This window comes from Streptomyces sp. NPDC030809 (assembly GCF_055572195.1).
This window is the reverse complement of sequence record NZ_JBVIDV010000020.1, coordinates 43634-68903: the sequence shown is the minus strand read 5'-3', so window position 1 is coordinate 68903 and position 25270 is coordinate 43634. Positions and strand designations below refer to the sequence as shown.

Sequence of the window (25270 nt, the reverse complement as noted above, 5' to 3'; positions counted from 1 at the left end):
GGCCCGGGGCGTCGCGCCCGCGTGCGCCGAAGCGGTGACACCGCCACTCACCCGGCGCACCCGGGGGCCGCCGGATCAGTGAAGGGTGCGGCCTCCCCCTCGGCGGTCCTCGGAACGGCCCTCGTCACGGCCGTCCTCGTCCTTGCCGCCCTTGCCGCCCTTGCCGCCCTTGTCGCCCTTGCCGTCGTGGTCGCGCTTGTTCTTCACGTGCACGGTCACCTGCGGGTCCCGGTTGCCCGGGTAGACGTGCAGCGGGCCGGTGACGGGGTTCTCGGGCAGGTCGTAGCCCTCGGGGACGTCGGTCTCGCGCAGGTAGTAGTAGCCCTCGGGGAGGACGTCGAAGGTGCAGACGCCCTGCCGGTCGGTGGCGCAGCCGTTGTCCACGAGGGTGTCGCGGCTGGTGCCCCTGGTCTGGAGCCCGCGGGTGCCGTTGCTCTCGCGCCACACCTGGAACACGGCCCCGCGCAGCGCCCGGCCGGTCTTGGCGTCCTTCTTCACGACCTTGATCCCGCCCGTGTAGGGGGGCTTGGTGTCCTTGGTGTTCCGCGCGACGACGCCGACCCCGGTGCGGATGTTCTCCGGGGTGAGCACCAGCGGTCCGAAGACGGGGTTCGCGGGCAGCACGTACCCGGACGGGGCCTTGGTCTCCTGCCAGTAGTAGGTGCCCGCGGGGACGCTCGCCGCGCAGGTGCCGTCGGCAGGGGTGGTGCAGTCGGCGCTGACCTCGGTGTCGGGGTCCGCACCGGTGGTCTGGAGGCCGGCGTTCCCGTTGGTCTCGCGCCAGAGCGCGAACTCCGCGCCGGAGAGCGGGGCTCCGGTGGCCGCGTCGGTCTTGCGGACGGAGACCTCGCCGAGGACCGGCGGCTGCGGGGTGCGCCGGTTGGCGGCCCGGACCGCGACCCCGGCCGAGGCGTTCTGGGCGGTCAGCACGAGCGGGCCGAAGACCGGGTCGGCGGGCAGGTCGTAGCCGGACGGGGCGCCGGTCTCGCGCCAGTAGTACGTGCCCACGGGCACGGTCCGGGTGCAGGTGCCGTCGGCCGGGGTGGTGCAGTCGGCGCCGACCTCGGTGTCGGCGTTGATGCCGGTGGTCTGGAGGCCCCGGGTGCCGTTGGTCTCGCGCCACAGCTCGAACACCGCGCCGGGCAGGGCGGCGCCGGTTTCCGCGTCCGTCTTGAGCACGCGGACCTCGCCGGTGACCACGGGGGTGGGCCGGTTGCGCGCGGTCACCGTCGCCGTGTCCCGGCCGTTGGCCGGGTCGAGCAGCAGCGGGCCGAAGACCGGGTCGGCGGGCAGGTCGTGCCCGGCCGGGGCGCTGGTCTCGCGCCAGTAGTAGCTGCCGGCCTGCTGGGTGCTGGTGCAGGTGCCGTCGGCCGGGGTGGTGCAGTCGGGGCCCACCTTGGTGTCGGCGTTGATGCCGATGGTCTGGAGGCCCGCGGTGCCGTTGGTCTCGCGCCACAGCTCGAACACGGCCCCGCGCAGGGCGGCGCCGGTTTCCGAGTCCACCTTCAGCACGGAGACGGTGCCGGTGGGCGGCAGCGGGTCGTCCCCGCAGGCGGGCAGGTCGCCGTTGAACGGGTAGGAGTGGAACTCCTGGCCCCCGCCGCCGGTGGCCGAGCTGGTGTGGGTGATGCTGCCGGCGCTGAAGAAGCGGCCGTTGACGCCGGGCAGCTGGACGATGGCCTCGGAGTCCGGTTCGGCGATCAGGGTGGCGCCCTGGAACTGGCCCGAGCCGACCAGCCGTACGGTCTCGGCGTCGGGGAAGTTCCACAGCAGCCGCTCGCGGCTCACCCCGGCGAGCAGTCCGCTGGAGGTGTGCACGAGCGGGTCGGTGCCGAGGACGTTGACCAGGACGGTGGCGTTCGCCGGGATGCCGGCGAACCGCAGCGTCTGCTGGGCGCCGCCGGGGCCGGCGAGGTCGCCGGTGACGTTGAAGACCTGGAGGGGGGAGCTGTTGTCCCCGGTGAACACGGTCTCGTAGTTGTTGTTGACGACCGTGCCGGTGGCCGGGCGGGGCCTGCCGTCCACGCGGGCGTAGCACTTGCTCGCGGCGGTCAGCTGCCGGGTGAGCCCGGCGTAGCGGGCCACCGCGTTCGGGTCGGCCGTGGTGGTGCCGGTGACGGTGCCGGTCAGGGTGCCGGCGTACCGGACGACCCCGCCTTCGGCGATCAGGGTCTGGCCCGCGGCGACCGTGACGTTGCCGCCGGTGGCGAGGAAGTCGGAGCCGGCGGGCGGCGGGACGCGGGAGCCGACGCCGACGATGCCGATGTTGTAGACGCTGCTCGCGCCCGCCGCCTTCTGCATGTCGAAGCTGCCCATGACGACGACGCGGCCCTCGGCCTCGGCGGCCCGCTCGCGGACCCGGAAGTCCCCGCCGGCGAAGATGTTGACCGCGTCGTCCCGGCCCTGGATGGGCCCGTTGTGCGGCTCCAGCCAGGTGGCCGGGCAGTCGCCCGGGATGCACGGGCCCAGACCGCCGGGCAGCGGGGCCGCCGCGCGGGCCGCGGCCGGGGCCCGGCCGGGCGGGCCCGCGTACGCCGGTGCCGCGGGCAGCACGCCCGCGAGCACGCCACCGACTGCCAGGCCGAGGGCCACCGCCCTCGCCTTCCTACCTGCCATGACACTCCGTCCTTCGCCTGTCGCGTTGCCCTGACAGGCTGGCCGGAGGGATGCGGGAGACCGCCGGGCGACACTCGCCGCTACGGCATTCCGGTCACACGATCACCCCAGGGTGCACCCGCTCGGGCGAAACCCCGGGCGGGGGCGGAGCCTCAGGCGAGGGCGGAGCCGGCGGTCCAGTCGGCCCAGCTGAGGTTCCAGCCGCCCAGCCCGTTGTCGGGGGCGACCGTCTTGTCCTTCGAGTTGACGACCTCGATGACGTCGCCGACGAGGGTGCGGTCGAAGAACCAGCCGGCGGGGGTGTCGGAGCCGCCGCCCTTGTCGTCGCGCAGGCCGATGCAGCCGTGGCTGGTGTTCTCGGAGCCGAAGGTGTCCGGGGAGGCCCAGTAGTTGCCGTGCAGGAAGGTCCCCGAGGCGGTCAGCCGCATGGCGTGCGGCACGTCGGGGATGTCGTACTCCCCGCCGAAGCCGACGGTCTGCCCGTTCATCCGGGTGACGTCGAAGAGCTCGGAGACGACCATCTTCCCGTTGTACGTGGTGGTCTTCGGCGCGCCGGCGCTGATGGGCACCGTGGAGAGCAGCTGCCCGTCGCGGCGGACCTCCATGGTGTGCGCCTCCGCGTCCACGGTGGAGAGCTGGTGCCGGCCGACGGTGAAGCGGACCGTCTTGCTCTGGATGCCGTACGAGCCGGGGGCGCCCTCGACGTCGCGGAGGTTCATGGTGACGGTGACCTCGGTGCCGGGCCGCCAGTAGCGGCGCGGCCGGAAGTCGAGGCGCTCGCTGCCGAACCAGTGGCCGGCCACCTCGGTCTCGGGGTCGGCGGTGACGGTGATGGCCCGCTCGACCTCGGCGCGGTTCTCGATGGACCGGTTGAAGTTGAAGGAGACGATCATCCCGGTGCCGACCGTGGAGCGGTTCTCCGGCTTGAAGTAGCCGATGAAGCGCTCCTCGGGCACGTAGGTGGTGAAGGTGGTGTGGCGGGCCTGGCGGCGCTCGTGCCCGTCGAGGGCCACGGCGTCCACCGTGTACTTGGCGGCGAGGGCCAGCTTCCCGGCGGCCGGGTCGGGACTCCAGCTCAGCCCGTCGGGGGCGATGCTGCCCGGGACCTCCTCGGCCTGGGCGTCCTCCACCTTGGTGACCAGCACCCGCTCCAGCCGCCCCTCGGGGACGGTGACGGTCAGCGGTCCGCCGGCGGGCACGCCGCGCGCGCCGTCCTCGGGGGTGATGCGGATCGCGTCGCGCGGCGCCCTGGGTTTGCCCGGCAGCTCCACCTCGATGCCGGGGGCGTTCTGCCCGGTGCATGCGGCCGCCCCCGCGACCAGCCCCGCCCACACCACGGCGGCCAGCAGCCGCCTCTTCACGTAGCTCACGCACCTGCAACGAGTGCGGCCCTCCGGGGGAAACGTGAGTGCGGGGCCGGTTACGGGCAGAACAGGGGGAAGGAGCAGACGGGGGTGGGCCGCGGCCGGGACGCCGCGGCCCCTCGGCCCCGCAGGTACCGAGAGCCGCGGGAGGCCGGACGGTGTCGAGCGCAGCAGAGCAGCAGACCGCGGGTGCGGTGCGGACCGGGACGGCCGCGCCCGCCCCCGCGCACCGGACGGGGGGCGAGGTGCGGCGGGCCGGGCCGGCGCTGCCGGGGCTTGCGGGTCCGCCGGTGTGGCCGGGGGCCCCGACCCCGCTGGGGGCCCGGTTCCGGGTGGGCCCGGACGGGGTGGCGGGCACGAACTTCGCGCTGTGGGCGGGCGGCGGCGCCGAGTCGGTGGAGCTGTGCCTGTTCGACGAGCAGGGCCCGGGCGGTGCGGTGGTGGAGACCCGGCTGCCGCTGCCGGAGCTGACGCACGAGATCTGGCACGGGTTCGTGCCCGGGGTGCGGCCGGGGCAGCGGTACGGGTTCCGGGTGCACGGCCGCTGGGACCCGTGGACGGGGGCCCGGTTCAATCCGGCGAAGCTGCTGCTGGACCCGTACGCGCGGGCGGTGGACGGGGACTTCGCGCTGCCGCCGGAGGTGTACGGGCACGTCCGGGACTGGCCGCAGCAGTACATCGCCGACACGGTGCGCGACGACCGGGACTCGGCCCCGTTCGTGCCCAAGGGGGTGGTCGTCCACGATGACGACGACTGGGCGGACGACGTGCGGCCCAAGACCCCGTGGGCCGATTCGGTGATCTACGAGCTGCACGTGCGCGGGTTCACCATGCGCCACCCGGAGGTCCCGCCGGAGCTGCGGGGCACGTACGCGGGGCTGGCCCATCCGGCGGCGGTCGCCCACCTGACCCGGCTGGGGGTGACGGCGGTGGAGCTGCTGCCGGTGCACCAGTTCGCGCACGAGGACCACCTGCTGCGCCGGGGGCTGCGCAACCACTGGGGCTACAACTCGATCGGCTACTTCGCCCCGCACGCCGGGTACTCGGCCTCGGGCACCGCCGGGCAGCAGGTGGGCGAGTTCAAGCGGATGGTGCGGGCCCTGCACGCCGCCGGCATCGAGGTGATCCTCGACGTGGTCTACAACCACACCGCCGAGGCGGGCGAGCTGGGCCCGACCCTGTCCCTGCGCGGGATCGACAACCGGGGCTACTACCGGCTCCAGTCCGACCAGCGCCGGTACGCGGACTACACGGGCTGCGGGAACACCCTGCACGCGGGCCGGCCGCACGTCCTGCGGCTGATCACCGACTCGCTGCGGTACTGGGTGACCGAGATGGGGGTGGACGGCTTCCGCTTCGACCTGGCGGCGGCGCTGGCCCGCTCGATGCACGACGTGGACATGCTCTCGCCGTTCCTGGCGGTGATCGCGCAGGACCCGGTGCTGCGGCGGGTGAAGCTGATCGCGGAGCCCTGGGACGTGGGCTCGGGCGGCTACCAGGTGGGCGCGTTCCCCCCGCTGTGGACGGAGTGGAACGACCGCTACCGGGACGCCGTACGTGACTTCTGGCGGGGCGCGCTGCCCGACGTCCGGGACCTCGGCTACCGGCTGTCGGGCTCCAGCGACCTGTACGCGTGGGGCGGCCGGCGGCCGTACGCCTCGGTCAACTTCGTCACCGCCCACGACGGTTTCACCCTGCGCGACCTCGTTTCGTACGAGCGCAAGCACAACGAGGCCAACGGGGAGGGCAACCGGGACGGGACCAACGACAACCGGTCGTGGAACTGCGGGGCCGAGGGCGAGACCGACGACCCGCGGATCCTCGCGCTGCGCCGCCGCCAGCTGCGCAACCTGCTGACCACGCTGCTGCTCTCGACGGGGGTGCCGATGCTGGTGGCCGGGGACGAGCTCGGCCGCACCCAGGGCGGCAACAACAACGCCTACTGCCAGGACAACGAGACCGGCTGGGTGGACTGGTCGCTGGCCGAGGACCCGCAGTGGCGGCCGCTGCTGGAGCTGACCTCGCGGCTGATCGCGCTGCGGCACGCGCATCCGGTGCTGCGCCGGCGGGCGTTCTTCTCGGGGCGGGCCCAGGGCGCGGACGGGCTGCGGGACCTGGCCTGGTTCACCCCGGCGGGCGCCGAGATGACGGAACGGGACTGGTACGCGCCGGCGGCCTCGCTGGGCCTGTACCTGTCGGGCCGGGACATCCCGGGCCGGGACGCGCGGGGCGAGCCGGTGACGGACGAGAGCTTCCTGGCCCTGCTGCACGCGGCGGACCGGCCGGCCGCGTGGGTGCTGCCGGGCCCGCCGTGGGCGCAGGAGTACGAACTGGTGGTGGACACCTCGCGGGAGGACCAGGACCGGGCGCCCGGCACCCGCCACCGGGGCGGGACCACGATGACGGTCCCGGCCCGGTCGGTGCTGCTGCTGAAGGTGCGGGCGTGAGCGGGTGGGCCGGGGGGCGGGCTCAGGGGGCGGGGGTGTGCACGTAGCAGACCACGTCCATCGCGAGCTTCGGAGCCGGTCCGGTCACCTGGCCGGAGGAGTCGAAGCTCATCCGGAACGAGCTGCTGCGGATGGTCAGGAACTGCCCGTACGGCTCGGCCGCGCCGCGCTTCCAGGCGGCGGGCAGCTGCCGGTAGGGCCCGTCACAGCTCCGGTGGACGTACGCCGCGGGGGTGGTCCGGCCGGCGTCGGAGGTGCCGGCGGAGGCGAAGACCCGCATGGTGTGGCGGCGGGCGCAGTCCGTCACGCGGACCCGGGCGGCGTCCGCGAGCCCGGCGGTGGGGACGGCGCAGGTGCCGCGCGGCTGCCGGGTCAGCGCGGCGGCGGCGCGGCGGGCGTCCACGGTCTGCGCGCGGGCCGGGGCGGTGGCCCCGGCGGGCGCGCCGTAGTCGGCCAGGGTCAGGGTGGCGTGCAGGCCGGTGACCCCGGGCAGCCCCTGCATGCTCTGGTGGCGGCTGCCGTTGAGCTGTTCCAGCAGGGTCACGAGGTCCACGTCGGCGGAGAGCAGCCGGCCGCGGGGGTCGAGGACCACGGTGAGCGGCAGGGGCTCCTCCAGGTAGGCCTTGCTGGTGGTCCTCGGCCCGATCCGGGAGGGCAGCAGGTCCTGGGCGAGGCCGAGGGGCACGGTGGCGGCGTACTCCCGGCCGCCGCCCTCCCGGCGGATCGGCTCCTGCCGGGGGACGGCCGCGGCGACGAGTTCGGCGAGGGTGCCGCCGAAGGGCAGGACCCGGCCGGGGGCGTGGGCGGTGACGGGTGCCTCGCCCTTGGGGTCGAGGGCCTTGCGGGCGGCCTTCGGCCAGTGCAGCCAGACCCCGTCGGCGCCGCGGGCGTACACCTCGTCGGTGCCGGCGGTGGCGAGGGTGAGCGGGTAGACGGCCCCGCTGCGGTCCAGCCGGGGGCCGGCGTCCACGGGGAAGTCGGAGGGGAGCTCGCGGGTGAGCTCGGCCCGGGCGGTGCCGTGCGCGAAGTCCACGGTGCCGGTGGTGACGTGGCGGGCCGTGGTGGTGGGCGAGTTGTACTCGACGGTGGCGGTGAACCGGGCGGTCCCGGCGGCCCGGGTCTGGGCGACGGCCGCCTTCAGCTGCTGCCCGAGGGGTTTGCCGTACACGGCGGCGCCCTCGTCCCCGTCTCCCCCGCACCCGGTCAGGGCCGCGGCCGGCAACAGCAGCAGGACGGGCAGTACGGCACGCCGAAGCCAGTTCATGGTCCCCCCGGATGTCCACTGATATTCGCTGGGCAGCGTCAGGAGCGAATCGTAAGCTCACGCCTGATGTCCTCAATAGATGCAACCTCCACCCAACCGTCCGCGGTACGGACCCTGCTGCGGCTGTGGCCGTACGTGCGGCCGGTGCGGGCCCGCTGGTTCACCGCGGCCGTCATCGCGGTGGTCGCCTCCTGCCTGAGCCTGGTCATCCCGCTGGTCCTGAAGTGGCTCGTGGACGGGCCGGTGGCCGCCGGGGACACCCGCGGGGTCTGGCTCGGGGCCCTGTACCTGCTGCTGCTCGGGATCGCCGAGGCGGTGCTGTTCGGCTTCCGGCGGTGGCTGGTGGCCCGGCCGCTGTCGCGGGTCGAGGCGGACATGCGGGGGGACCTCTACGGTCACCTCCAGCGGCTGCCGGTGGCCTTCCACGACAAGTGGGCCTCGGGGCAGCTGCTCTCGCGCGGCACCGCGGACCTGATGCTGCTGCGGCTCTTCCTCGTCTTCCCGCTGACCTTCCTGGTGGTCAACGGGGTCACGATCGTGGTCGGCGCCGTGATCCTGCTGATGCAGAAGTGGACGCTGGGGCTGGTGCTGCTGGTGCCCGTGGTGCCGCTGCTGCTGCTCGCGAGCGCCTTCGAGCGGAAGTACGCGGTGGTCTCCCGCCGGTCGCAGGACCAGGCGGGCGACCTGACCACGGTGATCGAGGAGAGCGTCCTCGGGATCCGGATCATCAAGGGCTTCGGCCGGCACCGCAGCCAGGCGCGGGCCTTCCGGGCGCTGGCCGGGGAGCTGAGGGAGACCGAACTCCACAAGGCCCGGCTGCTGGCGGGCATCTCGGCGGTGATGACCGCCCTGCCGGAGCTGGCGATCGGGGTGGCGCTGGTGCTGGGCACGGTGCAGGTCGCGGACGGGGACCTGTCGGCGGGCACGCTGGTGGCCTTCCTGTCCACGGCGCTCGCGCTGCGCTGGCCGGTGGACTCGCTGGGCTATCTGCTGGCCCTGTGCCAGGAGGCGGCGACGGCCACCCAGCGGTACTTCGAGGTCCTCGACGAGCCTCAGGAGGGCGCGGGCGAGGGGTCGGGGGGCAGGGCAGGCGGGTCCGGGGCCGGGGAGTCCGGGGCCGGGGAGGCCGGGGCCGAAGGGTCGGCGGAGGCCGGGACCACGGAGCCGCACGGGGCTGCGGAGGCGGCAGGCGCTGCGGAGGCGGACGCGGGCGGGCTGCGCTTCGAAGGGGTGAGCTTCCGGTACCCGGACGCCGAGCCCGGCAGCCGTCCGGTGCTCGACGGCATCGACCTGCACATCCGGCCCGGCGAGACGATGGCCCTGGTCGGGGCCACGGGCAGCGGCAAGACCACCCTGACCGCGCTGGTGCCGCGGCTGCACGAGCTCACCGGCGGGCGGATCACCCTGGACGGCCGGGACATCCGCGAGCTGCCCAGGGAGCGGCTGCGCTCGATGGTGTCGGTGGCCTTCGAGGAGCCCACCCTGTTCTCGGCGAGCGTGGCGGACAACGTGCGGATGGGCGGCCCCGACCTGGACCGGGCGCTGGAGACGGCGCAGGCGGGCTTCGTCGCCGGGCTCCCGGAGGGGGCGGACACCCAGGTCGGCGAGCAGGGGCTGAGCCTGTCCGGGGGGCAGCGCCAGCGGCTGGCGCTGGCCCGGGCGGTGGCGGGCAGCCCGCGCTTCCTCGTCCTCGACGACCCGCTGTCGGCGCTGGACGTGCACACGGAGGCGCTGGTCGAGGCGGCCCTGCGCGAGGTGCTGGCGGACACCACCGCGCTGGTGGTGGCGCACCGGCCGTCCACGGTCCTGCTCGCGGACCGGGTGGCCCTGCTGTCCGGGGGCCGGGTGACGGCCGTGGGCACCCATCAGGAACTGCTGCGGGACAGCGCCGAGTACGCATGGCTGATGTCGGGGTCGCACGCCCCGGCGGCGGAGGGGGACGGACGGTGAGCACGGTGGCGGAGGCCTCCGACGCGATCGAGCGGGACGAGCTGGAGGCGCCCGCGGGGGCCACCCGGGGGCTGCTCGGCTCCCTGCTGCGCGAGCGGCGCGGCGGGGTGCTGCTGGCCGGGCTGCTGCTGGTCCTCCAGCAGGCCGCGGCCCAGGGCGGGCCGCTGCTGGTGGCGTACGCGATCGACCGCGGGGTGCCGGCGTTCCGCACCGGGGACCACGGGCCGCTGGTGGCGGTGGGGCTCGGGTACCTGGTGTGCGCGCTGGGCTCGGGCGGGTTCCAGTACGGCTACATCCGGGCCTCGGCGCGGGTGAACCAGGACGTGCTGCTCGACCTGCGCGGGCGGATCTTCCGGCACGCGCAGGCGCTCAGCCTGGACTTCCACGAGCGGTACACCTCGGGGCGGCTGATCTCCCGCTCGACCACGGACGTGGAGTCGCTGCGCGAGCTGCTGAGCGAAGGGCTCCAGGAACTCCTGGCGGTGATCCTGTCGTTCGTGTTCATCGCCGGGATGCTGCTGTGGCTGGACCTCGGCCTGGGAGGGGTGGCCGCGCTGTCCTTCGTACCGCTGTACCTGCTGGTGCAGAGCTACCGGCGGCGCTCGGAGGCCGTCTACTCCGAGCGGTCCTCGGCGATGGCCTCGGTCATCGTGAAGTTCGCGGAGACGATGAACGGGATCCGCCCGGTACGGGTGTTCCGGCGCGAGCGCGCCAACGACGCCGAGTTCCTGGCGCTCAACCGCAGGCACGAGCGGACCAACGGCGACGCCCTGATCGAGATGGCCCGCTACGTGACCGGATCGCGGCTGATCGCCAACACGGCGGTGGCGGGGATCGTGCTGTGGGGCGCGTACCGGGTGGCCACCGGCTCCCTCGAACTGGGCGTGTTGGCCGCGGCGGTGCTCTACCTGCGGCGGCTGTACGACCCGATCGACCGGCTGGCGATGTTCCTCAACTCGTACCAGTCGGCGGTGGCCTCCCTCGGGAAGATCGCCGGGCTGCTGGCCCAGGTCCCCTCGGTGCCGGAGCCGGCCGAGCCGCGGAAGCTGCCCGCGCAGGACCGCGGGCTCCCGGGCCGCGAAGTGGTCTTCGACGAGGTCCGGTTCGCCTACCGGGAGGGCGGGGCCGAGGTGCTGCCGCGCTTCAGCCTGACGCTGCCCGCCGGGCAGACGGTGGCGGTGGTGGGGGCCACCGGCGCGGGCAAGTCCACCCTGGCCAAGCTGCTCGCCCGGTTCTACGACCCGAGCGGGGGCCGGGTGCTGCTGGACGGGACGGACCTGCGCGACCTGCCGGTGCCCGAACTGCGGCGCGGGGTGGTGATGGTGACCCAGGAGGCCTTCCTCTTCTCGGGCAGCGTCGCCGAGAACATCGCGCTCGGCCGGCCGGACGCCACCCGGGCGGAGATCGAGCAGGCGGCGAAGGCCATCGGCGCGCACGACTTCATCAGCGCCCTGCCGGACGGCTACGACACGGACGTGCGCAAGCGCGGCGGCCGCATCTCCGCGGGCCAGCGCCAGCTGGTGGCCTTCGCCCGGGCCCTGCTGGCCGACCCCGCGGTGCTGATCCTGGACGAGGCGACCAGCTCGCTGGACGTGCCGGGCGAGCAGGCGGTGCAGCAGGCGATGCGGACGGTGCTGCGCGGCCGGACGGCCGTGGTGATCGCGCACCGGCTGTCCACGGTGGAGATCGCGGACCGGGTCCTCGTGATGGAGGCGGGCCGCATCGTCGAGGACGGCACCCCGGCCGAACTCATCTCCGGCACGGGCCGGTTCGCGGACCTGCACCGGGCTTGGCGGGACAGCCTGGTCTGAGGGCGGGTGGGCCCGGGTGTTCGTGCTGCCGTCGCGGACCCCCGTGCCGCGACGGCTGCGACGCCCCGCGGGCCGGGGGGTGCCCGGTGCTTGCGGGCACCCCCGGCCGGTGGGGGGAACGGGATTCGGCCGGTCGGCCGGGGGGCGGCCAATTCCGGCGATCGTCGCGCAACCGACATTGGCACGGCTGCCGCGAACGGTGCACGTGTTCGTGCCGTCCCGGACAGCGGACAGCTGTCCGTGCTGGTCAGCGCCTGTCCGGAATTGCGAGGCCGAGGCCGGCCCGGGCGGGGGCGGTCCGCCGGCGTCCGGATATCGCCCTTCGCGGGGGCGCGCGGGCGGGGCAGGATGGCCGCCATGGAGGAGACCCAGGGGGAGCTCGTGCCCGGTCGGGCGCGGGACGCAGCCGAGTTCATCGCGCTGATGCGCGCCCTGAAGGAGCGGTCGGGGCTGACGTACCGGCAGTTGGAGGAGCGGGCTGCGGGCCGGGGGGAAGTACTGGCGCGGAGCACGCTGGCGGGGGTGCTGGGCGGGCGGACCCTGCCGCGGCCGGAACTCCTTGCGGTGTTCGTGCGGGCGTGTGGTGAGGCGGATCAGGTGGGGGCGTGGCTGTCCGCGTGGACGGCTGTGGCGGGGGGTTCCTCTTCCCCCACCCGCCCTTCCGCCGTTTCCCGGGACTCCGCCCCGGACCCCGCCGCGCAAGGACTGGATGCCGCCCGGCAACACCAAGCCCCGCCGGCGATTGAGGCGCGGGGGGTCGGCGGCGGAGCCCCCGAAACGGACACCGAGCAACGACTGGACTCCGCCCCGGACCCCGCTGCGCAAGGACTGGACGCCGCGGGGCAAAAGCCAGCCCCGCCGGCGATTGAGGCGCGGGGGCCCGGGGGCGGAGCCCCCGAAACGGACACCGCGCAACGACTGGACGCCGCCCGGCAACACCAAGCCCCGCCGGCGATTGAGGCGCGGGGGTCCGGGGGCAGAGCCCCCCGGGTGCGGGGGCGGGTGCTTGCGGTGGTCGCCGCGGTAGGGATCGGGCTGGCGGTCGGGGCCGCCGTACTGGCCGGCGGAGACCACGGCCCGACCGCGAACAGCCCCGCTGCGGAGCAGCGTTTCAAGACCCCCGCCCTCCCCACCGGCTGGGTCCGCATCAAGCCGCTCACGACCAAGGGCATGTGCCTGACCGACGGCCGCGTCGCCGACGGCCGGTACACCCCGCTGGTCGCCGTGCAGCGGCCCTGCGCACAGGCCGGTCCGCAGACGACCCTGCTGGAGCCGATGGGCCGGGACCTCTACCGGATCCAGTGGCACCACCCCGACTACGGCAAGGGCTGCCTGCGGGCCTGGTCGGAGGGGGCGGGCACCGGACTGCTGGAGCCCATGGACGACTGCACCCTCGGCAGCCGCTTCCACGTCGAGCCCTCGGGGCCGCGCGGCAGCGGGCGGTACGTGCTGCGCGTGGACGGCCACGGCTGCGTCGGCATCCGGGGCTCGGCCGCGGCGGCCGGCACGGAAGCCGTCATGGAGCAGTGCACGGCCCGCCCCGGACAGCTCTTCGCCATCGAACCCGCCACCTGAGCCGTACCGCGAACCGCCCCGAACCGTCCGGGAACCGCCCGCGGACCGCCCGCGCCATCCCATTGCGGACCGCAGCCCTCCGCCGCCCTGCAATGATGTCCCTCCGGCGGGGGAATGGACGCACCCGCGTTCGATGAGGGGATCTGGTGGCGCATGGGCAGAGTCGGGACCGCACTTCGGGAGCTGCGCGGGGCGCAGAAGTCCGCGAAGGGGGTGTCGCTCTACTCGCGGTTCGTGAACCGGCCGGCCGGGCGGTACCTGGCCGCCGGCTCGTACGCGCTGGGGCTCAGCCCCAACCAGGTGACCCTGGTCAGCGCCGCGTTCAGCTTCGCGGCCATCGCCGCGGTCGCGCTCGCCGCCCCCTCGTGGGGTCTGGGCGTCGCGGTGTGGGCGGCCCTGGCCGTCGGCTTCGCCTTCGACTCGGCGGACGGGCAGCTGGCCCGGCTGCGCGGCAGCGGCAGCGCGGCCGGCGAGTGGCTGGACCACGTGGTGGACTGCGCGAAGATCACGGCCCTGCACACCTGCGTGCTGATCGCCTTCTACCGCTTCCCCGACGCGTACGGACTGCCCGGTGAGGGCTGGCTGCTCGTGCCGCTGGGCTTCCAGTTCGCCTCCGTGGTCACCTTCTTCGGCGGGCTGCTGACCGAGAAGCTGAAGCCGAAGCCCGAGCCGGGGAGCCCCGCCGCCGCCCCCTCCACCCTGCGCGCGGTGGCGCTGCTGCCGGTGGACTACGGGGTGTTCTGCCTGGTGTTCCTGCTGCTGGGCGGCGGGGACCTGTTCCGGTGGGCCTACGCGGGCCTGGGCGCGGTGGCCGCGCTCTTCCTCCTCGCCTTCCTGGCGAAGTGGTTCAGGGAGCTCAGCGCAGTTCGGCGGTGAGGGGCTCCGGGAGGGGCTCCGCGAGCGCGTCCAGGGCCCGGCGCAGCTGGGTGCTGGACGTGTGCACGGTGTACGGGAAGTAGACGACGTCCACCCCGACCGCGGCGAAGTCGGATTCGAGCTTGTCGCCCTTGGGGGTGCCCCGCCAGTCGTCGCCCTTGAAGATCACGTCGAAGCGGACCTGCTTCCAGGTCTCGACCTTGTCCGGAACCGTCTCGACGAAGGCGGCGTCCACATACTTGACGCTGCGGACGATCTCCAGGCGCTCCACGAGGGGGATCATCGGGCGGCGGCCCTTGGCCAGCTCGGCCATCTCGTCCGAGACCACCCCGGCCACGAGGTAGTCGCACTGGCTGCGCGCGTGCCGGAGGATGTTGAGATGCCCGATGTGGAACAGGTCGTAGGCGCCCGGCGCGTAGCCGACCCGGTACGGCTTTCGCGCGGGTGTCTGGTGTTCGGACATGTCTCGCTCCGTCATCGGTACCCCCCACAGGCCGCACTCCCCAGTGCGGCGGATTATCAGACGATAGCGTGCACATTCCGAGCCGTGTTGGTGAACGATTAGGGTGGCGTCCGCACCACCCAGGGGGGAAGGGGACGCTCCGTGTCCATGTCCGGCCGCAAGCGGCTGCTGCTCGTATCCACGAATTACGCTCCTGAGCATGCCGGGATCGGTCCGTACGCGACCCAGATCGCGGAGCATTGGGCGGAAATCGGCCATGACACCCACGTCTTCACCGGTATGCCCCATTATCCTTCCTGGTCCCTGGACCCGGCGTACCGGGGGGCGCTGCGGCGCACCGAGGAGCGCGCGGGCGTGACCGTGCACCGGCGCAGGCACACCGTGCCCGCCACCCAGACCGCCGTGAAGCGGGCCGTGTTCGAAGGATCGATCCTGCTGCACGGGGCCGTGGCCCCGCCCCGGATGCCGAAGCCGGACGCCGTGCTCGCGCAGATGCCGAGCCTGGCCGGCGGGGTGCTGGCCGCCCGGCTCGCCGCGCGCTGGAAGGTCCCGTTCGTGCCCGTGGTCCAGGACCTCATGGGCGCCGCGGCCGCGCAGAGCGGGATCAGCGGCGGGGACAAGGCGGCCGCGCTCGCCGCGCGGGCCGAGGCCTACGCCCTGAAGCGGGCCACCCTCGTCGGTGTGATCCACGAGACCTTCGTGGACCGGGTCGTGGCCATGGGCGTGGACCCGGAGAAGATCCGGCTGGTCCCCAACTGGTCGCACGTCCCCGGCCCCTCCCGGCCGCGCGGCCTGACCCGCCGGCACCTGGGCTGGGCCCCGGACCAGACCGTGGTGCTGCACTCCGGGAACATGGGCCTCAAGCAGGGCCTGGAGGTGCTCGTGGGGGCCGCCCGGCTGGACCCGCGCGTCCGTTTCGTCCTGATGGGAGACGGCAGTCAGCGGTCGGCGCTGGAGTCGATGTCCGCGGACGTGCCGAACCTCGACATCATCCCCCCTGCCGCCGACGGCGAGTTCCCGGATATCCTCGCGGCGGCGGACGTACTCGCCGTCACCCAGCACGCGGCGGTGCTCGACATGAGCGTGCCCTCCAAACTCACCTCCTACTTCGCCGCCGGCCGGCCGGTCGTCGCCTCCGTGGCGGCCGAGGGCGGCACGGCGCAGGAGGTCGAGCGGTCGGGCGCCGGTGTGCTCGTGGCGCCGGAGGACCCGGAGGCACTGCTGAAGGCCGTACTGAGCATGGCGGACGACCCGGAGGCGGCCGACGCCCTGGGTGCGGCCGGCCCCCGCCACGTGGCGGCGCACCTGAGCCGCGACGCGGGCCTGGCCCGCATCGACGCACTCATAGACGAAGCACTTGGGGGTCCCCGGCCGTGACGGAGACGAATCGCGCCGCGGCGACGGCGGGCGAAGACGAGCCGGACCTCCTCAGGGACCAGTTCCGGCAGCTGCTGCGCTACCGCCGGCTGCTCGGCGCCGGCATCGGCGTGGGCCTGCTCGGCGGCGCCTGGCTCGGCATCAGCACCGCGGACACGTACGTGGCCACCGCCGACGTGGTGCTCCGCACGCCCACCGACGACCCCTTCAACCCGAGCATCTCGCCGGACAAGGCCATCAACGTCGGCTCCGAGCGGCAGACCGCGCTCAGCAACTCGGTGGCCGCGGAGGCGGCCGAGAAGCTGGGCATCCCGGAGTCCGGGATCGCCGGGCTGCGCGCCGGACTCCAGGTCACCAACCCGCCGCAGAGCCTCGTGCTCCGCTTCACCTACACCGCGGCCTCCCCCAAGGAGGCGGCGCGCCGCGCCAACGCGATGACCGAGGCGTACCTCACCAAGCGCCAGCAGTCGATCGAGAACATCCGCGACAAGATGGTCAAGGGGTACAAGGACCAGCGCGACCCCATCGCCAAGAAGCACGACGAACTGGTCAAGGAGATATCCCGGCTGCCCGACGGCACCGCGCGGGACTCCGCGTACGCCACCAAGAGCGACCTGCTCGGGCGGATCAGCCAGCTCCAGGGCAGCATCACCAAGCTCGAAGCCCTCGACATGAGTCCGGGCCGGGTCACCAGCACCGCGACCCCGCCCACCATCCCCGACGGCCCCGGCCTGCCGATGTCCCTGGCCCTGGGCGCGGCCGTCGGCCTCGCCATCGGCCTGCTCGCCGCCTGGGTGCGGCTGGTCTTCGACCCCTCCCCGCGCTCCGACGGCGACGTGGCCCGGGCGCTGCGCGCCCCCGTGCTCGGCACCCTGCCGCGCGACCGGACCGGCGGCGGCCCGCTGCTCGCGGCCGGCGAGGCCGACCCGCGGCTGGCCGAGGAGTACCGCTCGGTGGCCTTCCGGCTGGCGTACGACTCCCGCTTCGCCGACCGGCGACGGCTGCTGGTGGTGGCCCCGCGCGGCTCCAGCGAGACCGCGGCCGCCGCGGCCGTGAACCTCGCGGCCTCCTTCGCCGAGACCGGCAAGGACGTCCTGCTCATCGAGGCCGACCTGCGCACCCCGGTGCTGGCCAGCCAACTGCGCACCGACACCGGTGCCCGGCCGCGCTGGTCCCAGATGGCGGGGGCCGCCGAGACCGAGTGGCCCGACGGGCGGCAGCTCGCCGTGGACGCGGGCGAGTCCGGCTCCTTCGACCTGATCCCGGGCGAGCGGGTGCGCAACGTGCCGCGCGCGCTCACCTCGCAGCGGGCCTCGCGCCTGATCTCCGAGGCCGACTCCCCCAACTCCACCGTGGTCGTGCTCGCCCCGCCCGTCCTCTCGTACGCGGACGCCCTCGCGCTCGTGGACCGCGTGGACGGGGTGCTCGTGGTCTGCGACCCGCGCGCGGTGCACCGTACCGACCTGGTCCGCATCCGCGAGCTGATCAGCGGCGCCGGCGGCACGGTCCTCGGGGCGGTGCTGCACGCCGCGCACGGCAAGGAGGCCAAGGAGGCGCGCAAGGGCAGCGGCCGCAAGGGCAAGGGCCGGCGCGGCGGAGGCGGCGGCAACGGCGGCGGCAACGGCGGCGGGGGCGGCAACGGCGGGGGCGAGCCGGCCCCACGGCCGCAGCCCCACCCGCACCCCGAGGCCCGGATGCCCGACCCCACCCAGCACATCCCCGGCGACGGCTCCGACACCGTGGCCCTGCGCACCGTCCGCACCGGCCACCGGTGACGGACACCGAGGCGGCCGCGGACCGGGCCCCCGGTCCGCGCGGGCCCGCCCGCCCGCCCCGCGAACCCCGGCGGGCGGTGGCCCTGCTGGCCTCCGTCGGGGACCAGGCCGCGTCCAGCCTCACCAACATCCTGGTGCTGGTGCTGGCCGCCCGGCTGTCCACGGCCGACGGGTTCGCCGCCTTCTCCATGGTCTACGTGGCCTTCAGCGTGCTGCTCGGGCTGAACATGGCCTACGTGGGGCAGACCGTGGTGCTGGAGCGCGGGGATGCCGTCGGGCCGGCCTGCCGCTCCGGGCTGGCCTTCACCGGCCTCGGCTCCCTGGCCGCCGCCGCCCTGCTCGCGCTCACCGGCCTGTTCGTGCCGGGGGCCGGCGGTGCGGCCTTCCTCGCCCTCGCGGGGGTCCTCCCCCTGGTCCTGCTCCAGGACGGGCTGCGGTACTGCTTCTCCGCGGTGCGCCGCCCGGACCGGGCCTTCGCCGCCGACCTGCTCCGGCTGGTCTGCGTGGTGGCCGCGCTCGCCGTACAGCCGCACGGTGCGGGCCCGGCCCGGCTGGTGCTGGTCTGGGGCCTGTCCGCGGTGCCCGCGCTCGCCCTCGGGCTGCTCCTGCTGCGGCCCTACACCGCGGGGCACCGGGCCCAGCCGCGCCGGCTGCTCGCCCGGGAGCACCTCGGGCGGCGCTTCGCCGTCGAGTTCGCGGTGGGCAACGGCTCCAGCCAGCTCGCCGTCCTGGGCCTCGGGGTGGTCGCCACCCCGCTCGCGGTCGGTGCGCTGCGCGGCGCCACCACCCTGTTCGGCCCCCTGAACGTGCTGTTCAACTCGGCCGGCGCCTTCGGCCCGCCGGTGCTGGGCCGGCTCGCGGGCAAGCGCGCGGTGGTCCGGGCCACGGCCCTGCTCGGCCTGGTGCTCGCGGGCACCGGGGCCGGCTGGGCCGCCGTCCTGTACGCCCTGCCGGAGCGGCTCGGCCGGGAACTGCTCGGCGACACCTGGCAGTCGGCCTCGGGCCTGCTGCCCGCGACCGGCGCGCAGTACGCGGTGATGGGCCTGGGCACCTGCGCCCTGCTGACCCTGCGCGTCCTGTCCCCCAAGGCCACCCTCTCGGTACAGGTGGTCTTCTCCCTCCTGTCGGTGGCCTTCCTCCTCGGCGGCTACACCCTCTGGGGCGCCGCGGGCGCCGCCTGGGGCCTGGCGGCGGGTTCCGCGCTGAAGGCGCTGGCGGCCTGGTGGCGGGTGTCCCGCCTGCCGGCGGCCGCCGCTTCCGCTCCCGCTCCCGACGCCGCCTGAGCCCCGGCGCGCGCCCCGAGCCGAGGCCGCGGCGGGCCGGCGGCCGGGCGGCCCTGCCCAGGAGGCCCTGCTCCGGAGGCCGTGCTCAGGAGGCCGTGCTCAGGAGGCCCTGCTCAGGAGGCGGCGAGTACGTCCTCCGCCTTGCGGATCACGGTGTCGAGGGCGCGGCGGTCCGCGGCCAGCGCCTCGGCGTGCTCGGCGACCGACTGCCGCTGGAGCCGCGCTTCCGCCCGGTGCCAGACCTGCGCGACGCGGTACGTGCCGCGGCAGTCGATGTCCGCCAGCGCGGTCCTGATCTCGGCGGGGGACGGGCCTCCGGGCCGCGGCCGGAACCGGGGGTCGTCGTTGGCGTCCATGGGCGCGGCGTAGGCGAAGCCCTTGGCCTTCATGCACGTGGACCACCGGGCGAAGACCGCCTTCACCTCCGGCTGCTCGGAGGACCGCGGGTAGGAGTCGTTCGTCAGCCGCTGGACGAGCTCGGAGACGCCCTGGGTCTGGCTGCCGAGGGTCCGGCGGGCCTGCCCGAAGCAGCCGCCCGCGGGCACCTTCCGGCCCGCGACGAATCCGCGCCGGGCCTCGGCCCCCGCCCGGGCGGCCACCTCCGGCGGCATGTCGGTCCCGCCGAGGGCCACCTGCGCGTCCACGGACAGCTGCGGCCGGGCGGAGTTCGCGCGCAGTGCCGCCTCGTAGCGGGCCTGCTGCGCGGCGTCCGGCTGGTAGCCGCTCTTCGCGGACATCCGGGCGTCGTGGATCCCGTAACGCCAGTCGAGCAGGTTCTCGGGGCCGACCTTCGGCAGTTCGGGTGAGGGCTCCCACGGGATCCCGAAGCCCTTCATGCACTGGCGGACCAGGGTCAGTTCCGCCCTGCCGATGACGCGGGCCTGCGCCTCGGTGGGCCAGTAGGCCTGCAGGGGGAGCTTCCAGGTGGCGGGGTCCGCGGCCGAGTACGGCCTGGGGGCGGACGGCACCGGGTCGGCCCCGGAGGGCGCGGACGGGGTGGCGGAGCGCCCGGCGGCGGGTCCGGCCGGGCCGGGGCCGTCGCCGCGGTCCGCGGCACACCCCGCCGCGGCGACTGCGGTGACCGCGGCCAGCACCGCGACGGCACGGGGAGCCTTCCGGCGGCGGTTGGTCATCGGCAGAACCTCACGTGAGCGAAGGGGGCGGGGCCCCGGAGAGCGGGAGCAGGGGGAGGGCGCCGGTGGTGCGGGGCGCGGTGGTGGACGTGCCGCGGCCTCCTCGTCCCGAGAACCCCCGTGTCCCGGGACGAGGAGGAGCTCCCCGCGGCACCGCACCGGATCGAAGCGATCGAACCGGTGGGTCTGCTACCAGACGGTGCTGAACTGGATGGAGCGGTTGTTGTTCCTGGTGTTCACCAGGTTGCCGCCCGAACGGCTGCCGATGTGGTCGCGCGCGCCCTTGTAACCCGCGCTGTAGAACACGTCCGCGGCGTAGCCGTCGTACCAGTTGTAGGCGGAGGCCGAGTTGTTGGCGACGTTCTGGCCGGAGCCCTCGCCGCCGGAGCAGAAGGTCAGCGCCTTGGCACCGTTGCCGTCGTTGACCGCCTTGAGGTCGTACAGGCTGTGCCCGATGTTGAGCCAGGCGCCGCCGAAGTTGGGCCGGTAGTAGAAGCGGAAGCGGAACTTGTCGTCGTGGGCCGCGCACTGGGCGGAGTACGAGGTGCCGTCCGGATCCGTGTGGGTCTCCCACAGCTGGTAGAAGTCGGCGTTGACGTTCGGGTCGGTCGGGTTGCCCTCGGCGAGGGCCGGGGTGGCGGTGAGCGCCGCGGCGGCCGTCAGGACGGCCACGGCCGCAGTGCGGATCCGGCTGCGGCGCTTGGAGGCGGGCGAAGTCTGCATGAGGAAGACCGTTCCTTGCTGGGGCGGGGAGTGGGGACAGCCGGAACGTTAGGCCCTGAGCAGCGGGTTTCCCCCGTCCCACCCGTCCTGTGACGTCCCGAGTGCGTCCCGCCGCCCGGGACGCCGGGACACCGGGACGAGCGGGACGGCGGGACGCCGCCGCCCGGGCTACGGCGCCGGAGCGCGCAGCAGTCGACTCGTGAAGCCCTGGCTGCACAGCCGCCCGTAGGCCGCCAGAACGCCGACCGGCACGGGCAGAGCGATCATGAAGCCCTCGGCCCTTCCGGCCTCGATCGGATCCCGGAGCTGAGGCGGGAGCTGCTTGCCGGGGCGCGTCCCGGGCCGGGCGGGCCGTCCGACGGCCCGTCCGCCCCCGCCTTGCTGCTCCGGGGCGGCGGGTCGGTCAGCGGAGGGTGGTGCGCTTGTCCGTGCGGTGGGTGGCGATCAGGGCCAGGCAGAGGAGGGCGATGGCGACGCGGCCCGAGGCCTGGAGGAGGGGGCCGCGGAGGAGGATGAAGGAGTAGCCCGCGACGAGCGGGACGACCACCGAGATCAGGCTGCCGGACGGTGATCGGCGGGTGGCCCGTTTCGCGTAGCGGCGGTCCACGCGGGAGGCGGCGTAGCCCATGCCGAGGAGTCCGGCGCCCATGCCGAGCGGGCCGAAGTCGATCCACAGCTCGGCCCAGATCGGGGAGGAGAGGTTGGTGTTGACGGTGCCCATCCACTGGCCGACCATCACGCCGGTGTCGCGGGGCTTGTCGGGCCACACCTTGCGGGGCACCGCGAAGAACACCGAGCCGGCCAGCTGGCGCCCGTAGAAGTGGCCGGGGCCGGAGTTCACGAAGGTGATGGTGTTCGCGAACATGCCGATCTGGTCGTAGTCCTTGAGGGCCATGGGCTCCAGGACCGAGGTGGTCTCCACCGGCTTGTAGTTCTTCTCGTCGTACCGGAAGCGGTCCGCGAACGGGAAGATGATCAGGGCCACGACCACGCCCATGGACAGGGCCACCCGGTACATCGCGGCGCTCACCGGGAAGACGGTGAAGAGCAGCGCGAACATGACGGTGAGGAACCAGTAGCGCGGGTTGGAGATCGGGTTGTTGACGATGATGTTGAGGACCGCGAGCGCCCCGGTGGTCGCGATGACCGAGGGCATCCGGCGGGCCCGGGTCGAGGTGACCAGCCAGCGGGTGTAGATCAGCAGCGCGAGCAGGGCCGGCACGGTGCCGAACCCGCGCAGGAAGGCCTGCCCGGCCTGCCCGTCGTCGGCCGAGACCCCCGCTTCCGCGATGCCCGCGATGATCTCCTGGCGGCTGCTGAAGAACACGGCGGGACCGCCGAGCTTCATGATGAACACGCCGCTGCACAGGAAGGCGAACAGGGTCAGCAGCTGGAGCCGCCGCCGGTGCACCATCACCGGCCTGGGCTCCTCGCGGCCGCCCTGGGCCCGCCCCGAGGGCCGGTGCCGGGCCAGCAGCGCGCCCACGTCGAAGCAGATGCAGCCGAGGAGCACCAGGGCGATCGCGGCGGTCAGGTCCGTGCGCGGGCCCACGACCGGGGTGGGCACCTGGCCGAGGACCGCCTGGGCGAGCGGGGCCACGCCCATCGCCATGTAGACGAACAGCCAGAAGGAGCCCTGGAGCAGCTTGCGGCGGCTGGTGAGCACCATCGCCGAGAGCCGGGCCCCGGAGTACATCGTCAGGGCGAGCTGGAGGTAGAAGGCGCCGTCCTTGGCTCCGGCGCCGGACTGCACGGCCACCATCAGCGGCAGGAAGACGGTGAAGCCGAGGGCGAGCGGCACCGACAGGGCGCGCGAGAGCAGGGTCCGGGGGGTGGTGACGCGGCCCCACTGCTGCTCGTCCACGGAAGCCCCCGGTCCGCCCGCGGCGGGCGCCGGTCCGGGTCCGGGCGCCGGTCCGGGTGCGGCCGCCGGCGTGCGTGTGTCCGTTGCCAACCGTGCCCCCGCCCCGTGCCATGAGTTCGGCCGCAGTCTAGTCCTCTGCAAACCGATAATGTGAGCGGTCGGTGCCCGGGGAGGTGCCGGTGTGGGGGTGAATGATGCGTGATCTCCCGGCCTTCACGCTGGCCGGCTACGACAAGGGCCGCGGGCTGCTGGTGCAGGCCCTGTGGTTCGCCGTGATGAACACGGTGTTCATGGCCTGGTTCTGCCCGGCCCGGCTCCGGGTGGCCCTGCTGCGGGCCTTCGGCGCGCAGATCGGCACCGGCGTGCTGATCCGGCACCGGGTGCGCGTGCTGTGGCCCTGGAAGCTGACGGTGGGCGACCACACCTGGATCGGCGAGGGCGCCTGGCTGCTGAACCTGGAGCCCGTCACCATCGGGGCCCACGTGTGCCTGTCGCAGGAGGCCCTGCTCTGCACGGGCAGCCACGACCACCGCGCCGCCGACTTCCGCTACCGCAACGCCCCCATCACCGTCGAGGACGGCGCGTGGGTGGCGGCCCGGGCCACCGTGCTCGCCGGGGTGACCGTCGGCCGGCACGCCGTCGCGGGCGCCGGCGCCGTCGTCCACAAGGACCTGCCCGAACTGACCCTGCAGACTGCCGACGGCTCCCGCCGCCCGGTGGAGGAGCCCACGTGAGAGTCCTGCACGCCGTCACCCTGCACTCCCCCACGCACGCGTTCGGCGGGCCGGTCCGGGTGGCGCTGAACCTCGCCAAGGGCCTGCGTGCGCGCGGCCACGAGGCGGCCCTGCTGGCGCTCGGCGAGGGCTTCGGCGATCCGTGGCCCACCGAGGTCGAGGGGGTCCCGGCCCGGCTCTACCCGGCCCGGCGGCTGCTGCCGCTCGGGTTCAGCGGCATGACCTCCCCGGCCCTGCTGGCGCAGGCCGGCCGGCTGGTGCGCGATGCCGACCTGGTCCACGTGCACCTGGCGCGGGACCTGGTGACCCTGCCGGTGGCGCTGGCCGCGCTGCGGCAGGGCAAGCCGCTGGTGCTCCAGACCCACGGCATGGTCGACCCCAGCGAGAAGCTGCTCGCCAAGGTCCTCGACGCGGTGGCGGTACGGCGGGTGCTGCGCGGCGCCGGTGCGGTGCTCTACCTGACCCCGCACGAGCGGGCGGGGCTCGACGCGGTCGTCGGCGCCCCGCTGGGGACCGCCGTACGGCTGGTCAACGGGACCCCCGCGCAGGAGGAGCGGCCCGCGCTCTCCGGCCCCCCGCAGATCCTGTACGCGGCCCGGCTGCAGGCCCGCAAGCGGCCGGTGGACTTCGTGGACGCGGCCGCGGAGGTGCTGCGCACGCACCCGGACGCCGAGTTCGTGCTGGCCGGCCCCGACGAGGGCGAGCTGCCGGCGGTGCAGCGCCGGGTCGCGGAGCTCGGGCTGTCCGGCCGGATCTCCGTACCGGGCGCACTGAGCAGCGAGAACGTACTGCGCGAGCTGCGGCGGGCGCACGTGTACGTGCTGCCCTCGGTGGACGAGCCCTTCCCGATGTCGGTGCTGGAGGCCCTGTCGGTGGGCGTGCCCGCGGTGGTCACCCACTCCAACGGGCTGGCGAAGGACATCGCCGCGGCCGGTGCGGGCCGGGCCGTGGAGCCCGGCCCGGCGGGCGTGGCCGCGGCCGTACGGGAACTGCTCGACGAGCGGGAGAACCGGGACGCGTCGGCGGCCGCCCGGAAGCTGGCGGCCGCCTCCTACTCGATGGACGCGGTCCTGGACACCCTGCTGGAAACCTACGCGGGGATCCAGGCGTAGCAGCCGGTGGAGACGAACTCCGCCGTTCCGGAGGGGACCTTGGCGGTGATCTTCGAGCCGGGCTTGGTGCCCGGCCCGGGGCCGGCGCCGAGGTTCTTGCCGCTGCTGCCCCGGGCCTGCCAGGTGCAGTCGGGGCCGGGGGTCAGGGCCCGGTAGGTGCCCGGGGACGGGTTCTTGAGGACCCCGTCGGTGAACCCGGTCTCGGCCGTGGCCAGCACGGGCTTCAGCTCGGGGCACAGGTGCGGGATCGCCGCCTTCGCGGCCGGGATCTCGCCGGCGATGATCGAGGCCACGGCCGCGTCCCGGTCGTGCTTGGCCGTGCGGGCGACCCGCTGGCAGGCCTCCTGACCGGTCTGCAGGACCGCGGCCGGGTCCATCTTCTCGGGCACGCGGCCGCTGAGGTACTTCTTCTCTTCCTTGGTGAAGGAGCCGGTGACGGGCTTCAGCGCGTCGTCGGAGACGACCGGCCCGGTCGGCTTGGCCGCGGGCGGCGCGGTCTTCGCGGGCTGCGGAGTGGTGTCGGTCGGTTCGGCCGCCGCTGCGGAGGGGGCCGCCGCGTGGGGCTTGCCCGCCTCCTCGGCGTCGCCGCCGGAGCTGCAGGCGGTCAGGGAGAGGGCGGCGGCCAGCAGGGCCGCGGCCGCGGAGCGCCGGTTCAGGGGACGCATCAGGTGGCTCCAGTGGTACTGGGTCAATCGGTGTGGTTCGGGGTGCGGGCCGGGAGGCCGCGCGGCTCCGCGGGCGGCTGCGGACCGCGGCGCGGATGCGGACGACGACGGATACGGGTGCGGGGGGGGGGGGGGGGGGGGGGGAAAACCCCCCCCCCCCCCCCGCCCCCCCCCCCCCCCTCACAGGAGGGGGGGGCCGGAAAGAGGCATCCCCCCCCCCTGGCCCCCCAACACAACA

General features: G+C 74.5%; 18 protein-coding genes and 1 pseudogene. 11 read left to right on the top strand and 8 right to left on the bottom strand.

Annotation, left to right across the window (positions count from 1 at the left end):
- Positions 1-75: 75 nt before the first annotated feature.
- Both ACZ407_RS25035 and ACZ407_RS25030 read right to left on the bottom strand, forming a co-directional pair.
- Positions 76-2616 carry a SpaA isopeptide-forming pilin-related protein gene (locus tag ACZ407_RS25035; protein WP_468131877.1) on the bottom strand — a complete coding sequence of 847 codons (2541 nt, stop codon included), beginning with the start codon at positions 2614-2616 and terminating at the stop codon, positions 76-78.
- 152 nt (positions 2617-2768) lie between these two features.
- Complete coding sequence (locus ACZ407_RS25030) at positions 2769-3986, bottom strand: L,D-transpeptidase (RefSeq protein WP_468131875.1); 1218 nt, start codon at positions 3984-3986, stop codon at positions 2769-2771.
- A gap of 152 nt (positions 3987-4138) precedes the next feature.
- Here ACZ407_RS25030 and glgX point away from each other — a divergent pair, with 152 nt between their 5' ends.
- Entirely contained in the window at positions 4139-6427 is a 2289-nt protein-coding gene (gene glgX / locus ACZ407_RS25025) for a glycogen debranching protein GlgX (RefSeq protein WP_468131873.1), read from the top strand.
- Positions 6428-6449: 22 nt separating this feature from the next.
- Here the strand turns inward: glgX and ACZ407_RS25020 are convergent, their stop codons facing one another.
- Entirely contained in the window at positions 6450-7691 is a 1242-nt protein-coding gene (locus ACZ407_RS25020) for a hypothetical protein (protein WP_468131871.1), read from the bottom strand.
- 66 nt (positions 7692-7757) lie between these two features.
- Between ACZ407_RS25020 and ACZ407_RS25015 the strand changes: the two genes are divergently transcribed.
- From ACZ407_RS25015 to ACZ407_RS24995, 5 genes and pseudogenes are all read left to right on the top strand, one after another.
- A complete protein-coding gene (locus tag ACZ407_RS25015) occupies positions 7758-9641 on the top strand; it encodes an ABC transporter ATP-binding protein (protein ID WP_468131869.1) in 1884 nt (627 codons plus the stop codon).
- Positions 9590-11452 carry an ABC transporter ATP-binding protein gene (locus ACZ407_RS25010; RefSeq protein ID WP_468131867.1) on the top strand — a complete coding sequence of 621 codons (1863 nt, stop codon included), beginning with the start codon at positions 9590-9592 and terminating at the stop codon, positions 11450-11452. Before ACZ407_RS25015 ends, ACZ407_RS25010 begins: the two co-directional genes overlap by 52 nt.
- 348 nt (positions 11453-11800) lie before the next feature.
- A pseudogene (locus ACZ407_RS25005) lies at positions 11801-12028 on the top strand (hypothetical protein); the annotation flags it as partial.
- A 435-nt stretch (positions 12029-12463) separates the two neighbouring features.
- Positions 12464-13027 (top strand): RICIN domain-containing protein, encoded by a 564-nt coding sequence (locus tag ACZ407_RS25000; RefSeq protein WP_468132064.1) that lies wholly within the window; start codon positions 12464-12466, stop codon positions 13025-13027.
- 153 nt (positions 13028-13180) lie between these two features.
- Entirely contained in the window at positions 13181-13903 is a 723-nt protein-coding gene (locus tag ACZ407_RS24995) for a CDP-alcohol phosphatidyltransferase family protein (protein WP_468131865.1), read from the top strand.
- On the opposite strand, the gene ACZ407_RS24990 is transcribed toward ACZ407_RS24995, so the two are convergent.
- Entirely contained in the window at positions 13884-14366 is a 483-nt protein-coding gene (locus ACZ407_RS24990; protein ID WP_468131863.1) for an FAD synthase family protein, read from the bottom strand. The genes ACZ407_RS24995 and ACZ407_RS24990 overlap by 20 nt on opposite strands.
- Positions 14367-14513: 147 nt before the next feature.
- Between ACZ407_RS24990 and ACZ407_RS24985 the strand changes: the two genes are divergently transcribed.
- The 3 genes from ACZ407_RS24985 to ACZ407_RS24975 are packed head-to-tail and all read left to right on the top strand — an operon-like array spanning position 14514 to position 18801.
- The gene (locus ACZ407_RS24985; protein WP_468131861.1) at positions 14514-15743 is read left to right on the top strand and encodes a glycosyltransferase family 4 protein; all 1230 of its coding nucleotides are present in this window, start codon (positions 14514-14516) and stop codon (positions 15741-15743) included.
- Positions 15740-17518, top strand: a complete 1779-nt coding sequence (locus tag ACZ407_RS24980; RefSeq protein ID WP_468131859.1) for a lipopolysaccharide biosynthesis protein — start codon at positions 15740-15742, stop codon at positions 17516-17518. The genes ACZ407_RS24985 and ACZ407_RS24980 overlap by 4 nt, the downstream gene beginning before the upstream one ends.
- Positions 17515-18801 carry an MATE family efflux transporter gene (locus tag ACZ407_RS24975; protein ID WP_468131857.1) on the top strand — a complete coding sequence of 429 codons (1287 nt, stop codon included), beginning with the start codon at positions 17515-17517 and terminating at the stop codon, positions 18799-18801. The genes ACZ407_RS24980 and ACZ407_RS24975 overlap by 4 nt, the downstream gene beginning before the upstream one ends.
- A 113-nt stretch (positions 18802-18914) precedes the next feature.
- On the opposite strand, the gene ACZ407_RS24970 is transcribed toward ACZ407_RS24975, so the two are convergent.
- The 3 genes from ACZ407_RS24970 to ACZ407_RS24960 form a co-directional block, all read right to left on the bottom strand.
- Positions 18915-19934, bottom strand: coding sequence for a hypothetical protein (locus ACZ407_RS24970; RefSeq protein WP_468131855.1), 1020 nt, complete (start codon positions 19932-19934; stop codon positions 18915-18917).
- A gap of 189 nt (positions 19935-20123) precedes the next feature.
- The gene (locus ACZ407_RS24965; protein WP_468131853.1) at positions 20124-20657 is read right to left on the bottom strand and encodes a hypothetical protein; all 534 of its coding nucleotides are present in this window, start codon (positions 20655-20657) and stop codon (positions 20124-20126) included.
- 403 nt (positions 20658-21060) lie between these two features.
- Positions 21061-22611: a hypothetical protein gene (locus ACZ407_RS24960; RefSeq protein WP_468131851.1), complete on the bottom strand. Its 1551-nt coding sequence runs from the start codon at positions 22609-22611 to the stop codon at positions 21061-21063.
- A 104-nt stretch (positions 22612-22715) separates the two neighbouring features.
- Between ACZ407_RS24960 and ACZ407_RS24955 the strand changes: the two genes are divergently transcribed.
- Positions 22716-23255 (top strand): WcaF family extracellular polysaccharide biosynthesis acetyltransferase, encoded by a 540-nt coding sequence (locus ACZ407_RS24955; protein ID WP_468132054.1) that lies wholly within the window; start codon positions 22716-22718, stop codon positions 23253-23255.
- Positions 23252-24367: a glycosyltransferase gene (locus tag ACZ407_RS24950; protein WP_468131849.1), complete on the top strand. Its 1116-nt coding sequence runs from the start codon at positions 23252-23254 to the stop codon at positions 24365-24367. The genes ACZ407_RS24955 and ACZ407_RS24950 overlap by 4 nt, the downstream gene beginning before the upstream one ends.
- Here ACZ407_RS24950 and ACZ407_RS24945 read toward each other — a convergent pair.
- A complete protein-coding gene (locus ACZ407_RS24945) occupies positions 24346-25032 on the bottom strand; it encodes a hypothetical protein (protein WP_468131847.1) in 687 nt (228 codons plus the stop codon). The genes ACZ407_RS24950 and ACZ407_RS24945 overlap by 22 nt on opposite strands.
- Between the last annotated feature and the right edge of the window lie 238 nt (positions 25033-25270).

What these genes read in the sequence shown, in the direction of transcription:
- ACZ407_RS24970 (WP_468131855.1), bottom strand. Translation starts at nt 19,934, where the DNA reads ATGACCAACCGCCGCCGGAAGGCTCCCCGTGCCGTCGCGGTGCTGGCC.
- ACZ407_RS24945 (WP_468131847.1), bottom strand. Translation starts at nt 25,032, where the DNA reads ATGCGTCCCCTGAACCGGCGCTCCGCGGCCGCGGCCCTGCTGGCCGCC.
- ACZ407_RS25015 (WP_468131869.1), top strand. Translation starts at nt 7,758, where the DNA reads ATGTCCTCAATAGATGCAACCTCCACCCAACCGTCCGCGGTACGGACC.
- ACZ407_RS24965 (WP_468131853.1), bottom strand. Translation starts at nt 20,657, where the DNA reads ATGCAGACTTCGCCCGCCTCCAAGCGCCGCAGCCGGATCCGCACTGCG.
- ACZ407_RS25035 (WP_468131877.1), bottom strand. Translation starts at nt 2,616, where the DNA reads ATGGCAGGTAGGAAGGCGAGGGCGGTGGCCCTCGGCCTGGCAGTCGGT.
- ACZ407_RS24990 (WP_468131863.1), bottom strand. Translation starts at nt 14,366, where the DNA reads ATGTCCGAACACCAGACACCCGCGCGAAAGCCGTACCGGGTCGGCTAC.
- ACZ407_RS24985 (WP_468131861.1), top strand. Translation starts at nt 14,514, where the DNA reads ATGTCCGGCCGCAAGCGGCTGCTGCTCGTATCCACGAATTACGCTCCT.
- ACZ407_RS25020 (WP_468131871.1), bottom strand. Translation starts at nt 7,691, where the DNA reads ATGAACTGGCTTCGGCGTGCCGTACTGCCCGTCCTGCTGCTGTTGCCG.
- ACZ407_RS24995 (WP_468131865.1), top strand. Translation starts at nt 13,181, where the DNA reads ATGGGCAGAGTCGGGACCGCACTTCGGGAGCTGCGCGGGGCGCAGAAG.
- ACZ407_RS24955 (WP_468132054.1), top strand. Translation starts at nt 22,716, where the DNA reads ATGCGTGATCTCCCGGCCTTCACGCTGGCCGGCTACGACAAGGGCCGC.
- ACZ407_RS25010 (WP_468131867.1), top strand. Translation starts at nt 9,590, where the DNA reads ATGGCTGATGTCGGGGTCGCACGCCCCGGCGGCGGAGGGGGACGGACG.